General features: G+C 68.3%; 12 protein-coding genes. 9 read left to right on the plus strand and 3 right to left on the minus strand.

Annotated features, from left to right (window positions below; all coding sequences use genetic code 11):
• Positions 1–5: 5 nt before the first annotated feature.
• From FAB82_RS07155 to FAB82_RS07170, 4 genes are all read left to right on the plus strand, one after another.
• Positions 6–1,799, plus strand: a complete 1,794-nt coding sequence (locus FAB82_RS07155) for an alpha/beta hydrolase (protein ID WP_246039487.1) — start codon at positions 6–8, stop codon at positions 1,797–1,799.
• Positions 1,799–2,428 carry a hypothetical protein gene (locus FAB82_RS07160; protein WP_211116425.1) on the plus strand — a complete coding sequence of 210 codons (630 nt, stop codon included), beginning with the start codon at positions 1,799–1,801 and terminating at the stop codon, positions 2,426–2,428. The genes FAB82_RS07155 and FAB82_RS07160 overlap by 1 nt, the downstream gene beginning before the upstream one ends.
• A 277-nt stretch (positions 2,429–2,705) precedes the next feature.
• The gene (locus FAB82_RS07165; protein ID WP_168801462.1) at positions 2,706–2,996 is read left to right on the plus strand and encodes a WXG100 family type VII secretion target; all 291 of its coding nucleotides are present in this window, start codon (positions 2,706–2,708) and stop codon (positions 2,994–2,996) included.
• A gap of 43 nt (positions 2,997–3,039) precedes the next feature.
• A complete protein-coding gene (locus FAB82_RS07170) occupies positions 3,040–3,324 on the plus strand; it encodes a WXG100 family type VII secretion target (protein ID WP_136533859.1) in 285 nt (94 codons plus the stop codon).
• Between the two features lie 308 nt (positions 3,325–3,632).
• On the opposite strand, the gene FAB82_RS07175 is transcribed toward FAB82_RS07170, so the two are convergent.
• Complete coding sequence (locus FAB82_RS07175; RefSeq protein WP_136533860.1) at positions 3,633–4,949, minus strand: S8 family peptidase; 1,317 nt, start codon at positions 4,947–4,949, stop codon at positions 3,633–3,635.
• A gap of 130 nt (positions 4,950–5,079) precedes the next feature.
• Here FAB82_RS07175 and eccE point away from each other — a divergent pair, with 130 nt between their 5' ends.
• Positions 5,080–6,333, plus strand: coding sequence for a type VII secretion protein EccE (gene eccE / locus FAB82_RS07180; protein WP_136533861.1), 1,254 nt, complete (start codon positions 5,080–5,082; stop codon positions 6,331–6,333).
• Positions 6,330–8,189 carry a hypothetical protein gene (locus FAB82_RS07185; protein ID WP_136533862.1) on the plus strand — a complete coding sequence of 620 codons (1,860 nt, stop codon included), beginning with the start codon at positions 6,330–6,332 and terminating at the stop codon, positions 8,187–8,189. The genes eccE and FAB82_RS07185 overlap by 4 nt, the downstream gene beginning before the upstream one ends.
• 80 nt (positions 8,190–8,269) lie before the next feature.
• Here FAB82_RS07185 and FAB82_RS07190 read toward each other — a convergent pair whose 3' ends face one another.
• Positions 8,270–9,157 (minus strand): hypothetical protein, encoded by an 888-nt coding sequence (locus FAB82_RS07190; RefSeq protein ID WP_136533863.1) that lies wholly within the window; start codon positions 9,155–9,157, stop codon positions 8,270–8,272.
• A 437-nt stretch (positions 9,158–9,594) separates the two neighbouring features.
• Positions 9,595–10,149 (minus strand): hypothetical protein, encoded by a 555-nt coding sequence (locus FAB82_RS07195; RefSeq protein WP_136533864.1) that lies wholly within the window; start codon positions 10,147–10,149, stop codon positions 9,595–9,597.
• Between the two features lie 615 nt (positions 10,150–10,764).
• On the opposite strand from FAB82_RS07195, the gene FAB82_RS07200 reads away from it, so the two are divergent.
• From FAB82_RS07200 to rpmA, 3 genes are all read left to right on the plus strand, one after another.
• Positions 10,765–13,113: an Rne/Rng family ribonuclease gene (locus tag FAB82_RS07200; RefSeq protein ID WP_211116426.1), complete on the plus strand. Its 2,349-nt coding sequence runs from the start codon at positions 10,765–10,767 to the stop codon at positions 13,111–13,113.
• Positions 13,114–13,364: 251 nt separating this feature from the next.
• Positions 13,365–13,664 carry a 50S ribosomal protein L21 gene (gene rplU, locus FAB82_RS07205; protein ID WP_136533866.1) on the plus strand — a complete coding sequence of 100 codons (300 nt, stop codon included), beginning with the start codon at positions 13,365–13,367 and terminating at the stop codon, positions 13,662–13,664.
• 11 nt (positions 13,665–13,675) lie between these two features.
• Entirely contained in the window at positions 13,676–13,933 is a 258-nt protein-coding gene (rpmA, locus tag FAB82_RS07210) for a 50S ribosomal protein L27 (RefSeq protein ID WP_136533867.1), read from the plus strand.
• Positions 13,934–14,355: the final 422 nt, after the last annotated feature.

The following is a 14,355-nucleotide window of genomic DNA, read 5'->3' on the forward strand; positions in this document are numbered from 1 at the left end:
GCGAAATGACCTGGCAGGACCTGCGCGGTCTCGACTGCGATGCCGTCCGGACCCTCGGAGACTCCTGGAAGTCATACTCGGACAACATGATTGGACAGTCGCAGCGGCTCCGCGATGAGGTCGTCAAGGGCCACCTCGGCACCGACTACTACGAGTCCGACACCGCCGACCTGGTCCGCGAGCAGATCGGCCTCACCGCCGACCGGTTCGAGGACGACCTGTCCGACTACGCCACCATCCGCCTCTCCACCGGCCTCCTCGAGGTCGCCGATGCGCTGGAGGCCGAACAGAACGAGCTCACCGAGCTGATTCCGCTCATCGAGTCCCACGACTTCGAGATCGCGGGCGGCCCTGCCGAGTACGACGTGAACATGTCCGGCGAACTGCACCGGGCGATCCTGACTACCAATCCTCCACAATGGCTGTGCGACATGGTCGGGATCGAGAAACCTGACGGATTCTTCGACCTCGACCGCCTCAAGGCCGTCTTCAACGGCGTCGACCTCTACGGCACCGCAATGGAACTGGCCGACCAGTACCAGGACTGGCTGCGCGCCGTCATGTCCCGGGCCCACGACGCCGACGACGACGCGGCCGCCGCGCTGGCCCAGATGCGCGAGAACCCCGCCGAGCTTCCCCCGCAGTTCGGCGAGACCTATGACGAACTGTTGCAGGAGTACAAGAGCGACCTCTCGAGCGAGGTCGCCGGCGAGATGCGGGCGATCGCGGCCGGCGAGTCCGGACTCTCTCCCGGACAGGTGAACGAGTGGTGGGACGGCCTGTCCGAGGCCGAGCGCGAGGCGCTCATCGCCGAGCACCCCGAGCTGGTCGGTCCCGTCGACGGCATCCCGGTCGAATCCCGCGACACCGCCAACCGCACGGTCTTGGACCGCGACATCAGCGGGCTCGACAGCCGGATCGCCGCGAAGGAGGACCAGCTCGCCGGCCTCGACCCCGATTCCGATGAGCACCAGCGACTCCAGGAGGAGATCGACGGCCTCAAGACCGATCGCACCGATCTGGCCCGCCTCCAGGACCGCATCACCGACGACGACGGCAATCCGGAGACCTACGACGAGACCGGGCAGTCCTATTACCTGCTCGACTTCGCCACCGAGGGCAGCGGCCAGGCCGTCGTCTCGATCGGCAATCCCGACACCGCCGACAATGTCAACGCCTACGTCCCCGGGACCGGCGGCGGCATCGCCGGCGCCGGCGGGGGACTGATGAACCGCGCCGAGACCATGGCCGCCGACGCGCAGGACGCCTCACCGGACACCGAGACTGCGACGGTCCTGTGGATGGGTTACGACGCACCGGACGACCTGCTCCAGGCCACCGACGACAAGTGGGCCGAGCAGGGATCCGACGAGCTCGAATCGTTCACCGAGGGCGTGCGGGCGAGCGCCGAGGGCGAGGCGGCGAACCTGACCCTGACCGGGCATTCCTACGGCTCCACCATGGTCGGCACCGCCGCCGTCACCGAGGGCGTGGACGCCGACAATATGCTCTTCATCGGCTCCCCGGGCGTCGGCACCGACACCGCCGATGCGCTCGGCGCCCAAGACGTCTACGCCACCCGCAATGATTCGGACGTCATTCAATACGGCACGGTCCACGGCACCGACCCCGTCGACGGGTCCTTCGGCGCCGACACCATCCACAGCGACGTCGATGGCAAGGACTCCCCCTGGTACGAGGAGTACAAGGACCCCATCCGCAACCACAGCAGTTATTGGGACGACACCAACCTCCAGGGCCGCGAGGACATGGCCGACGTCGTGACCGGGAGGGCCTGATGAAGGACGACACCGTGGAATCGCCAATGGAATCCCCGCCGGAGACCGTGTACACCCAGGCCCAGGCCTACGCCCCGATGGAAGCGCTCGCCGCCGCCACCGCCGCGGCCCTGCCCGACTTCCCCGGCTTCGAACGGCGCAGTTGGGGCGAGATGCCATGCAGCCACGACGGAATCGACATTCCCGGCTACACCAATATCGAGATCCGATACCGCTTCTCGCTCGCCCACTCCGGGAGCGAGCTCGTGCGGGAGCACTACGTGCAGGTGCTGCGAGAGCACTGGGGCGGGCTCGGCTACGCGTTCACCGAGGACTCCGAGGACCTCGACCCGGACGGGCGCATCGACCGCAACCTCGCGGTGACGCTCAAGGACGGCATCACCCTCTGGTACCGAGTCTGGGGCTACGTGGGCCTGCTGGTCCAGTCCGGCCCGGTCACCATCAGCGATGTCGACGAGTTCCAGTACATCCCCCCGACCGGCGGGGTCACACCCGGCGGCATCGGCGACCTCGTGAACCGGTACTTCCCCGACGGCATCCCCACCGGACCGGTCGTCCTGCCGTGCGAGGGCGACGGGCTCGCGGTGGACCCCTTCGACTCCCCGGTCACCTACGATGACCAGCTGTGAGGCCGGCCGGCTCACTGCGGCGCACGACCCGCCGGGTGCGGTCATTGCGGGCGGTTTCGGGATGGCTTGTGGGCCTTGGCACGATGTGGGGATACACGCGATTGGTGACACCTAGTAAACTCAAAGACGCACCGCCAGCCCGGTGAGTTTGCACGGACGGGTTATGGTGACTGCGGAATCGATGAAAACACTCACTGGGATACCCCTGACGGCCTAGATCCCTAGTGCCTCAGCCCCCGGTTTTACCACTTGGAGGTGAATGATGGCCGGTGTAGCAATGGACACAGAGACAGTCGCGCAAGGCGCGACTGACACTGTGAACGCCAAGCTGTCTGTCGACGGGAACCTTGACCGTCTGAAGGCGCTCTGCGACGAACTCGCTGCGTCCTGGACCGGCGCGGGTGCCACCGCGTTCAACCAAGTCATGCAGCAGTGGGACGCCGAGTCGGCGAAGCTGCTCGAAGCCCTGCAGGAGATCGCGGACCAGCTCGACTCGTCCTCGGCCGCCCAGGCTGAGATGGACGCCGACTCTCAGAGCGACTTCAGCAACTTCGACGGCGATCTCTAGAAACAACCCCCCCGATACCAAGCAAGGAAAGAGGTGAACCGTCATGGGTCGCATTGCAATGAGCTACGAAGAGCTCGACGCAGCGTACTCCGAGATCCTGTCGCAGTCGGGCGAGATGGAAGGCACCCTCAGTGACCTCCGTTCGCAGCTGGACAACATGGACTGGCAGGGTGCGGACCTTGAGGCTTACAACGAGTCCAAGGCGCAGTGGGATGCCGCGTTCGAAAAGATCAATGAGATCTTGCAGGGCGTCGGCAACGCTGTGAACAACGCCAAAGAGCGCTACCAGAACACCGAAGCCTCGAACGCGGCTCGTTTCGCTGGCTAGAAACTTCCTCGTCGCGACGAGAAAGGGAAACCCGGGCAGATCGCGGGATCAGCCCGGGTTTCTTAGTGCCCGCATGACGCCGCATGGTGCCTGAGTTCGCTTCGGCATCGCAGCGACAAGGCCGCTGTAAGGCGGTGGCGAGTCAGCTGTAAGGCAATGGCCAGGTAGCGGCGAGACGGCATTGCAAAGGCGCGGAGCCCGACCAGAATGGTCGGGCTCCGCGCCTTTGCCTCAAGTCGGGCTCGCACTCTTCTAGAGGGTGACCTCGTCTGGACTGTGGCCCTGAAAAGCGCCTCTGCGCCGCGCCGCTAAGCGGTGTCCTCGGCCCCGGCCTTGACCGGTAGCCGGTCCACATCACGGGTGCCGGGGCGCCAACCGCGCTTGCGGCCATCGGGAACGATCTTCCGCAGCACGAGCACCAGCGTGATGACGACGATCGCAATGCCGATGCTCGCCCAGGCGACCGTCTTCGCGGTCGAAAGCGGGTCGTAGTCGACGTCGATGCCCGCGATGGAGCGCTGCTCGGCGTCGGCCGGCGGCGCCGGCGATTCGGACTCGCCATCCTCGCTCGGGTCCGGGGCGGTCAGCGCGGCCGCGACATTGAGGACTCCGTAACCCTGGTAGCGGTTGAAGTCGTCCGGTGGGGGGAGCGCGGTGTCCTTCAAACGGTCCGAGATCCACTTGACGTCCGTCGTCTTGCCGAACTCCCCCTTGAGCAGCGCGGCCGCCCCGGACACGAACGGCGCGGCGAAGCTGGTGCCCGAATCCGTGAACCAGCCGCCACCCGGGAATGGCATCGTGACATTGACGCCCGGCGCGAGAATGTCGATCTTCGCCCCGAAGTTCGTCTCCTTGTAGTACGCGCCGTTCTCGTCGTGGGCGCCGACGGCGATGACTTCCTCGTAATTGGCCGGGTAGTACCCCGCGTCTTCGCCGCTGTATTCGGTGCTGTCCATGTCGATTCCCGCATTGCCGGTGGCGGCGACGATGACAACGTCGGCGGCAATGGCGTCCTTGACCGCCTGCTCCAGCTTAGGGGTGGGCGGCGTAACGAGCGAGATATTGATGACGTCGGCGCCCTTGGACACCGCGTCATTGATCACCGAGGCGAGCTGCTCGCTCTTGTCGAACCCGGCGCCCTCTTCGGCGTCGAGGAAAAGCCGGATCGGCAGGATCTCGGCCTGCGGGGCCACCCCCACGAACTGGTTGCTCTCCGCGCCGCCGGCCGCGATACCCGCCACACCCGTGCCGTGCTGGTACCCGTCGCACTGCCCGTTCCCGTCCGGGTCGAAGATGTCGAAGCCCGAGCTCACCCGGTCCCCGAAGATCTCGTGGGTGGACTGCACCCCCGAGTCGATCACGGCGATCTTCACCCGCGAACCGTCCTCGAAGCGCCCCTCGTTGTACTGGTGCGCCTCGTTGAGGCCGAGCTTGTCGGTGGTCCATTCCTTCGCGGTCAGGTCCTCGCCTTCGGTTTCTGGCGTCTCGCACGGCTGCACATCGTCCCCCGTGAAGGTTCCGGTGCCGAAGTCGGCCGACGCGGGGGCACTGGTCAACAACACCGTCGACGCCGCGGCCAAAGCCACGGCCGCGGAGTAGAGAGGAAGACGCGGGAGGATACGCACGCGATCAGTCTAACGCCGGGGCGCAAACGGGGCGGTACGCCCGCAGCACAGCACGGGTGGTCACCAAGAGGTGGACACTTCCGCTTACCATGGGTACGACCACTCACCTTCATGATGGAGACGTCGCAAAATGACGATGTTGCAGGGGCAGCAGCAAGCTCGCGGCACCGCGTCCGTGCAGTCTCAGGACACGGGCCCGGCCCCGGGTGAGTCCGTCGTGTTCACGACGCGCTCCTCGGGCAGGCTCGGCCCCCTGACGGTAGCGCAGCTGATCGCGGTCCAGATCGGCCTCGTGATCGCCTTGGCCGCCTTGGGATTCGGCATGATCCCGGGGGCCGCCGGCGGCGGCGTCGCCCTGGTCATCATGATCATCGCGTTCTGGCGCAAGGGCGACTACTGGTGGTACCAGACCTGGCCGCTCAAGTCCCGACTGCGTCGCCGCGTGCGCGCACTGGACCCAGAGCAGCTCACCGAGGTCCTCCACCGCATCGCCCCCGACCTGGGCATCACCGGCGTCGAGGACCGCGACGAGAACGTCGGCATCGGCCACGACAACGGGGGCTGGTTCTCCGTCATCGAGATCGGCTCCACCGACGGCGTCACCAAGGCCATCCCGCTCGAGCGACTGGAACGGCTCTTCGACGAGACGTCGGTGCCCGTCACCGCCGTCCAGCTCGTCGGCCACACCACCCCGGTCGGCCTGGCCGCCTACGACAACAGTGCCGCCGCCCGCTCCTACCGCGAACTGCTCGGGGACTCCCCGGCGGTCGTCCACCACAAGGCGTGGCTGGCCGTCCGCCTCGGTGCCCGCGACGCCCGCGAGGCCACGACCGACCGCGGCGGCGAGGTCGACGGCGTCTACAAGGCGCTGGCCTCCACCGCGCAGCGCATCTCCAAACTGCTCGGCAACGTCGGCGTCCCCAACCGGATCCTCGACGCCGAGAGCGTCCGCGAGGCCGTGTCGCAGTCGCTCGGTGTGGCCTTCGCGCCGGTGCCGGGCGAGCGCACCGCCGAGGACTGGACCCACTGGTACGCCGACGGCCTGCGCCACGTCTCCTTCCGGATCACCAAGTGGCCCACCGACGCCAATAACCTGTACCGCACCGTCGACGCGCTCTCGGGTGTGCCGGCGGCATTCGTCACCGTCTCGACCCTGGTCACCGCCGGTACCTCCGGCAAGGTCAACCCGGACGGCCGGGTCACCGGCCGCCAGCTCGCCGTCGACTCGGTGGTGCGGCTCGCGCTCGACCAGACCGCTTGGGAGTCGGCGCAGAACCAGCTGCTGAACGTCGCCGACCAGCTCGGTGTCCGCCTGCAGCGCCTCGACGGCGAACACGGCCCGGCCGCGTACGCATCCGCCCCGACCGGAGGAGGTCCCCAATGAGCGACCGGAACAGCGGCAACGGCAACGGCAACGTGTACGGCGGCGGTACCTACCAGGGCGGCACGTACTCGGGAGGCTCATACCGCGGCGGCGGGCGCCACTCCTCCGAGGAGGAGGAAGAGCAGAAGCGCGAAGATGGCAAGCGCGCCGAGACCGTCGACGACGAGGACGGCGGCACCATCAAGGTCGCCCGCCAGGGCGGAGCGCGGGGGACCGACTCGACCACGCCGCTGCGCCCGGCCCCGTCCGAGCCCACCCGCGGACCCGAAGCGCCGCGACCGCCCGCGGGCGGCGCCGTCTACGGCAGCGCACGCTCCGGCGCCTCTGGCGCCGCATCCCCGGCGCGGCAAGGGCAACCGTCCGAACCGACGCCGGCCTCGCCGCCGCGTCCCTCCGCTCGCGGCGGTGCCGCCCCGCCCGCACAGCCGCAGCCACCCGCGCAGCAGTCGCAGCCGCAGATCCAAACGCCTCGGCCTCCGCAGGCCGCCGCGCCCGTGCCGCCGCGTCAGGAGACGCCGAAGCCTCCGGTGCAGAAGCCGCAGCAGCCGCAGCCTCCTGCGCAGCAGTCGAAGCCGCCGGTCCAGCAGTCGCAGCCCCCGGTCCAGCCGCCTCGGCCGCCGGTGAGCCCGCCGCAACAGTCGGCGCAGCAGTCGCAACCGCCGGTGCAGTCGCCCCGGCCGCCGGAGAACCGCTCGCCCGCGCAGCCCCCGGCTTCGCCGACGTCATCGCCGTCGACGCCGCCCTCCGGGAACCGCGGGCCGGTTCCGCCTGTGCCGCAGCCGAACGTGCCGATGCCCGTCCCGTCGCAGCCCCCGGTACGGCAGCCCTCCCAGCCACCGGCCTCCGCACCGGTCTCGGCCGCGCCCGTCTCCGGGCCCTCGGTGTCGCAGATCTCCCCGGTCTCGGTGCAGCCGGTCTCCGGCCAGCCCGTCTCGGGCCAGCCGATGTCCGGCCAACCCCTGTCCGGGCAGCCGTTCTCGGGCCAGCCCGCCTCGGCCCAGCCGTACTCGGGCATCCCGTACTCCGGCGCCGGCGGCCCCGTCAGCGCCACGCCCATGTCGGCCGGCCTGTTCGGCGTTTCCCAGGTCTCCGCCGGGCCGCAGGACGGCACCGTCTACGGCATGGCCGTGACCGACCGAGCCGTCGAGACCGCTAGGGACGCAGGAAAGTCGATCGAGCCGCTGCGCTCCTCGTCGCAGATCCCGACCGCCCGGGCACTCGAGCTCATGACCTCGGCCAGCCCGCCCGCCGGGCTCGTCGTCGGCCGCGACGCCGAGCAGGTGCCCGTCGTCGCCCCGTTCTTCCGGCCCGAAGAGACCCGCATCAACCTCATCGGCGGCGTCTACCTCGCCCGCCTCCTGGTGTTCCGCGCGCTCGCGCTCGGGACCCGCGTCGCGGTGTGCACCACCCGGCCCCAGGAGTGGAACGGCTTGGGGGAGACGGCGACCGGACGTGGCGACCGCCTCGCCGTTCTGCACGGCGACCAGCCGGTGACGGTCGAGGCCAGCCAGCACTCCCCGGCGCTGTACGTCTACGACGTCGGCGAGCGCGGCTCCCAGACCAAGCCCGTCCTCGGGCCCTGGCGCACCCAGCTGACGGTCCTGCCGCGGCTGACCAACTACGCCGACAGCCTCACCTCCGACGCGCACATGACGGTCCTCCAGCGGCTCACCGCCGAAGAGGCCCAGATCGCCCGGTCGAGCATCCGCGTCAACCAGGAAGTCCTGCAATGGCTTCAGATGCTGCACGACGACATGATCGCGATGCTTCGCAAGGGCCAGAAGGAGAAGTACCTCTGGTGCTCGCCGACCTCGATCGAATCCCAGATGTTCGGCCAGCCGATGCGCACCTACTGAGCGGATAGGCGATCCGCCCGGCGAAGAGACGAAGAAGGAGGCGGCCCCCGAGGGGACCGCCTCCTTTCGCATGGTGCGGACTAGGCCGCGTCGTTCCAGGCCGTCAGGTACGACGACGCCAGCTCGGCGGCCAGTTCGCCCAGGCCCTGCTCGTCCAGGTCCGAATCGACCACCGAGAGACGCACCACCAGGTAGGCGTTCTCGTCCTGCAAGTGCAGCTGGTAGTTCGACGTGCCCTCTTCGGCGATGCGCGCCACGGCGGCGGACTCGGCGCCGACCTCCGGCGCCTCCTCGACCACGGTCCACGGAGCGGACATGTCGGCGACCTTGCGGGCCTCCAGCTCGTAGCTGACGCTCGCCCGCTCATTGGACTCGTAGGCCACGCCCTCGAAATCGACCAGGGCCAGCGACGAGTCGGCGTCGCCGAAGTTCAGGGTGCACGTCTGCTCGAAGCCGCTATTGCGCTCCTCGGACGCGGCCGTCGGCTCGGCCTCGGCCCCGTCGACATAGTCGGCCAGCGGCGCGGAGTCGGCGAACGAGCACGGGTCATCGCTGCCGGAGAACGCCAGACCCGAGGTCGCCTCGCCCTCGTCCGCGGAGTCGGGACGGTTCATCCAGAACCAGATGCCCCCGCCGACCAGGCCCACGGCCACGACCGCGGCGATGATCTTCGGGATAGGGCTGGATTTGCGGGCCCGGCTGCGGACCTTCTGGAAGTCCGAGCGCTTCCGGGTTCCCTTGTCGGAGTAGCCGATCCGACCCATAGCCGTGGTCTCCTGGCCCGACCAGTCGCCGCGCGAGGAATCGTCGAAGAACGCGGCCTCCTCGAACGGCTCCCGCGAACGCTCCCCGTCGACCGGAGGCGCGGGCTGCTGACGCTGACCGTGCGGAGGAACCGCGGGCGGCTGGCCGTGCGGCGGCGTCGCGGGAGGGGGCGACTGCTGCGGCTGCTGTGGAGAAGGCTGCATCGGCCGCTGCGGGGACTGGTACGGGGACGGCTGGCCCTGCGGCGGCCCCGCGGGGCCGCGAGCCTGCGGGCCACCCGCACGAGGAACGGCACCGGTCTGGTGACCACCGGCCTGCGGTCCACCCGCGACCGGTCCACCGGCCTGCGGCCTGCCGCCCGCCGCGGGCATCTGCGGCCCGCCGGCCTGCGGCCGCCCCGCCTGGGGACGACCTCCGCGTGGCGTGCCCTCACCGGGCACCTGTCCAGAATCGCCTTGCGCCCCACGAGGACCGCCCGCTTGGGGCTGCCACTGATCCGCCCGGCGCCGCGCACCGTCGTCGGGCGGTTGGTCATAGGCAGGGCCAAAGGGTGGTGTGGCGCTCACAATATCCTCCGCGAATGATTCCCGGCGTGTCGACTTGACGCCGAGGTAGTCACGGCCAGCTTAAAGGGAGCCGCTCAATTCTCGACTCGGGGGAGCGCGTCGATGAGTCCCGACGTCAGATCCTCGGTCAGCTGCCGACCGTCCCCGCCCTCCGGCGGAGCACCCGTCAGGAACATGCTCACCGTCACAGTCGCGTTCGACTCCTGGGCATGCAACCGCAGCTCCGTCTCTTCGCCGGACTCGACCACCGAGATAGAGGCCTCCTCGCCGACCCCGCCGACCGACGACGTGTCCCGGCCCTTCGAAGCCTCGAAGTCCAAAACCCCCGCATGGGCCGCCCGCGCATCCGCCGACGACTCGTACACCTGCACCGTCGCGAAGAACGAGACCAGACGGTAGGCATCCTCACCTGCGTGTTCGGCCGCATAGGCGCAGTCGAACGTCCGCACCTCCTCATCCGAGGACTTCTGCGGCTCCCGCGTCTGCTCCGTATCGGCCCAACCGGCCAGCAGTTCCTCATTCACGGAGAGTTCGCACACATCGCCGATGGCGCCTGCATCGATGGCGGGAGCCTCATCGCCGAAGCCGGAGACCCAGAACAGGACCGTCCCACCGGCGGCCAGCAGCACCGCGACCGCGACGAGGACCCCGCCGGCGCTGGCGAGCTGACGCAGCCGGTCGGCACCGCGATGCCGCCCCTGGTACGTGCCGGTTTTTCCGGTCTCCTGGGGCTTCTCAGACTCATCCGAGTCGATGACCTGGAGTGCGATGGTCCTGACCTCCGTCTATCGGCGTGCCTCAGGCAGGCCAGCACCGAGCCTATCGAGTACATCGGACGCAAGCCAGGCGCCAGGCGTGCCAAACACGGAACGTCCGGGGATTCTCACCCTTCCGTGAGGGTTCGTTATGAGAGGAGGGGCACCGAGAAGTCGACCGACTCGGCGAATGACGCAGAGTGTGCGATACTCGACCTTGTCGTACCGCACACAGCAACGAATTGTGCGACTGAAGATGTCTAGTCCTCGCTGCTCACGGCGATGGACCTGACCACTCGTCCGGGGCAGAGGTGTTTCCCCGGAGCGAGTTGAGGCTTTCAGTGCGATCGAACGGCAGCGCTCGGCGAAGCTTACGAGCCACCTACGAGCGGGGCCGGGATGGCCGCACTCTTTGATGCCGCGCCCGTGCGGCAGCGGACGCACCAGCGTCACGCGCCCGGGCGGCGGCTGGAATGGAGATATATCCGCATGCGCGAGAACGAGCCGCGCGAACAGGTGCCCGCAGTCGTGGTCACCTTCATGGCTCCTCAGAAACCGACCAAATCCGAACCCGCCGAGGCCGAGTCGAAGAACGACCGACCCAAGGCGGCCAAATCCGCACCCGGCGCCGTGCCGGTGTTCGCGCCCCCACCCAAGGTGGCGAAGGCCGAACCCCGCGAGCGTTCTTCCGAACGGAAGACCGAGCGCGAAGACGCGCCGGCCGAGCAGTCGCGGCCCCAGCAGCAGAAGAAGGCGCAGCCCAAGAAGGGCCAGCAGCCCCAGCAGTCGAAGCGGGCCAAGGACCGTCAGGTCAAAGAGCCCGAACCCGAGCCCGAGGCGGAAGCCGAGGACTTCGACGACGACTTCGACGACGACGAGAACAGCGAGGCCGGACGGCGGCGCCGCGGTCGTCGTGGACGCCGTGGCCGTGGCCGAGGCAAGGGCGGCGAGAACGCCTCCGACCTCGACGAAGATGAGGAAGACGACGACTCCTCGTCCTCCGCCTCGTCCTCCGACGATGAAGAGGAGGAGACCGAGTCCGGCTCCGCCTCCGACGGCCCCGAGGTGACCCGTCGCCGCCGTCGTCGCCGCAAGCGCGCCGGCTCCGACGACTCCGACCGCTCCAAGCCCGAGGACTCCGATTCCGACGCCGAAGTCGTCGTGAAGGTCCGCGCTCCCCAGCGCAAGTCCTCCAACGACGATGTGCGCGGTGTCTCCGGTTCGACCCGGCTCGAAGCCAAGCGCCAGCGGCGCCGCGACGGCCGCAAGGGCGGCCGCAACCGCGTCCAGGTCGTCAGCGAGGCCGAGTTCCTCGCCCGCCGCGAAGCGGTCGAGCGCCAGATGGTCGTCCGCGTCCGCGGCGGCCGGGCCCAGGTCGCCGTCCTCGAGGACGGCATCCTCGCCGAGCACTACGTCTCGAAGTCGGGCACGCAAGGCCTGGTCGGGAACGTCTACCTCGGCAAGGTCCAGAACGTCCTCCCGAGCATGGAGGCCGCCTTCGTCGACATCGGACGCGGCCGCAACGCCGTGCTCTACGCCGGCGAGGTCAACTGGGACGCCACCGGCCTGGCCGGCAAGGCCCGCTCCATCGAGCAGGCCCTGCGTCCCGGCGACCCGGTGCTCGTCCAGGTGACGAAGGACCCGGTGGGTCACAAGGGTGCGCGGCTGACCAGCCACATCGCCCTGTCCGGCCGCCACCTCGTCTACGTCCCGGGTGGCAACGCCTCGGGTATCTCCCGCAAACTCCCGGACCGCGAGCGCACCCGACTGCGCGCGGCGCTGAAGAAGCTGGTGCCCGAGGGTGCCGGCGTGATCGTGCGCACCGCCGCCGAGGGCGCCGGGCCGGAAGAACTCGCCCGCGACATTTCCCGCCTCCAGATCGAGTGGGAAGAGATCCAGACGAAGAGCAAGAAGGGCAACGCGCCGAGCGTGCTGCACTCCGAGCCCGACGTGCTGATCCGCGTCGTCCGCGACGTCTTCAACGAGGACTTCAAGGAGATCGTGGTCGAAGGCGAGGACGCCTACGACGAGATCCACAAGTACCTCGAATCGGTCTCGCCCGAGCTCCTGCCTCGCCTGCACCGCCACACCGGAACGAAGGATGTGTTCGCGGAGAAGCGCGTGGACGAGCAGCTGCTCAAGGCCCTCGACCGCAAGGTCTACCTGCCTTCGGGCGGCTCGCTGGTCATCGACCGGACCGAGGCAATGACGGTCATCGACGTCAACACCGGCCGGTTCACCGGCGAGGGCGGCAACCTCGAGGAGACCGTCACCCGCAATAACCTGGAAGCGGCCGAGGAGATCGTCCGCCAGCTGCGGCTGCGCGACATCGGCGGCATCATCGTCATCGACTTCATCGACATGGTGCTCGAATCGAACCGCGATCTAGTGCTCAGGCGCCTCACCGAATGTCTGGGACGCGACCGCACCAAGCACCAGGTCACCGAGGTCACCTCGCTCGGCCTGGTCCAGATGACTCGCAAGCGCGTCGGCCAGGGCCTCATCGAGGCCTTCTCCGAGCCCTGCGACCACTGCAAGGGCCGCGGCGTGATCGTCAATACCGACGAGATCTTCGGAACCTCGAAGAAGAAGAGCGGCAGCGGCGGCGGCCAGCAGAACCAGAGCCAGGGCCAAAGCCAGGGCAACGGTGGCGGCAAGAAGAAGCGTGATCGCTCGAGGTCCGGCAAGAAGCAGGACAACGACGATCAATCCTCGAAGTCAGCGGCGTCCGAGACGGCGAAGATCGCCGCGGCCCTACCCGACTCCGAGCACGATCACTCGAATGGCTCCGACGAATCGGCCTCCGAGGCCAGCGGGTCGGAGACCGACACCGACTGAGGGCGGACGGAGGCCGTCGACTGTGACGCCGGCGGCCCCCGCCCGATCCCGATGCCGGATCCAGCGAGTACATGACGTACCCTAGTGAGCGGCCCATAGAGCCCTAAGCTTTCCTCACTCTCCACCTCGGTGGAAGTGGTCGGAGCCGATCGGCGGGCCTAGGTGCGTGACACCGCAAATTTGTAAACACCGTTCCCCTGCGGGGAACTTATTCCCCGCACCGGGGAGGACCCAAGGAGACCAGCGTCGACATGTACGCAATCGTCAAGACTGGCGGAAAGCAGTACAAGGTCGCCGAGGGCGACGTCCTCGAAGTCGAGAAGCTTCAGGGCGCGCCCGGCGACACGCTTACGCTGCCCGCGGTGTTGCTCGTCGACGAAGGCACTGTGGTCACCGACGCCTCCGGCGTCACGGTGAGCGGTGAACTTCTCGAGCACACCAAGGGCCCGAAGATCAAGATCCACAAGTACAAGAACAAGACCGGTTACCACAAGCGCCAGGGGCACCGTCAGCCCTTGACGCTTGTCAAGGTCACCGGGATCAAGAAGTAAGGGGTTGACTGATGGCACACAAGAAGGGTGCATCCAGCTCCCGTAACGGGCGTGACTCCAACTCCCAGCGCCTCGGTATCAAGCGCTACGGTGGGCAGCACGTCAACGCCGGCGAGATCCTGATCCGCCAGCGTGGCACCAAGTACCACCCGGGCGACCTGGTCGGCCGCGGTGGCGACGACACGCTCTTCGCTCTCGCTGAGGGTGAAGTCCTGTTCTCCAGCAAGCGTGGACGCAAGCTGGTCAACATCGTTCCGAGCGCGTCGTAGAGCACTAGCTCGACAAGACGTAAAAAGCCGGGGATCGCCGAAAGGCGGTCCCCGGCTTTTGTCGTACCCCCGGAAGACCCTGAGCCCCAAGGCACCCCTCCTTCCTTCCCTCCCTCCCGAGTTCCCCTTCTCGGGTTCTTCCCCCCCCCGCCTCCTCCCCGCTTTCCTTGTCTCCCTTCCTCCTCCACCGACGAGTCCAAACCGAGCACGTGGCTCCCCAACTGCCAACGGCTCCTCTCTATAAGAGGAAGAAGAGGAAGGAGGCCGGCGCGCGCCGCGAGACGCGTCGCCCGGACTCTATTGGCCTACAGCGGTATTCGCCCAGCTCAAGCGCAGATGAACGAGAGGGGTACCCCCCCCGATTCACGCCCCTGAAACAGCGTGTATATTTGTCTTTGCCCGCGGGGGAACGGAACAGCCGA

This window comes from Glycomyces buryatensis (assembly GCF_004912275.1).
GTDB lineage: Bacteria > Actinomycetota > Actinomycetes > Mycobacteriales > Micromonosporaceae > Glycomyces > Glycomyces buryatensis.

Excerpts from the sequence above, each read along its gene's own strand:
- FAB82_RS07155 (WP_246039487.1), top strand. The coding sequence starts at position 6 with ATGACCTGGCAGGACCTGCGCGGTCTCGACTGCGATGCCGTCCGGACC.
- FAB82_RS07160 (WP_211116425.1), top strand. The coding sequence starts at position 1,799 with ATGAAGGACGACACCGTGGAATCGCCAATGGAATCCCCGCCGGAGACC.
- FAB82_RS07165 (WP_168801462.1), top strand. The coding sequence starts at position 2,706 with ATGGACACAGAGACAGTCGCGCAAGGCGCGACTGACACTGTGAACGCC.
- FAB82_RS07170 (WP_136533859.1), top strand. The coding sequence starts at position 3,040 with ATGGGTCGCATTGCAATGAGCTACGAAGAGCTCGACGCAGCGTACTCC.
- eccE (WP_136533861.1), top strand. The coding sequence starts at position 5,080 with ATGACGATGTTGCAGGGGCAGCAGCAAGCTCGCGGCACCGCGTCCGTG.
- FAB82_RS07185 (WP_136533862.1), top strand. The coding sequence starts at position 6,330 with ATGAGCGACCGGAACAGCGGCAACGGCAACGGCAACGTGTACGGCGGC.
- FAB82_RS07190 (WP_136533863.1), bottom strand. The coding sequence starts at position 9,157 with ATGCAGCCTTCTCCACAGCAGCCGCAGCAGTCGCCCCCTCCCGCGACG.
- FAB82_RS07200 (WP_211116426.1), top strand. The coding sequence starts at position 10,765 with ATGCGCGAGAACGAGCCGCGCGAACAGGTGCCCGCAGTCGTGGTCACC.
- rplU (WP_136533866.1), top strand. The coding sequence starts at position 13,365 with ATGTACGCAATCGTCAAGACTGGCGGAAAGCAGTACAAGGTCGCCGAG.
- rpmA (WP_136533867.1), top strand. The coding sequence starts at position 13,676 with ATGGCACACAAGAAGGGTGCATCCAGCTCCCGTAACGGGCGTGACTCC.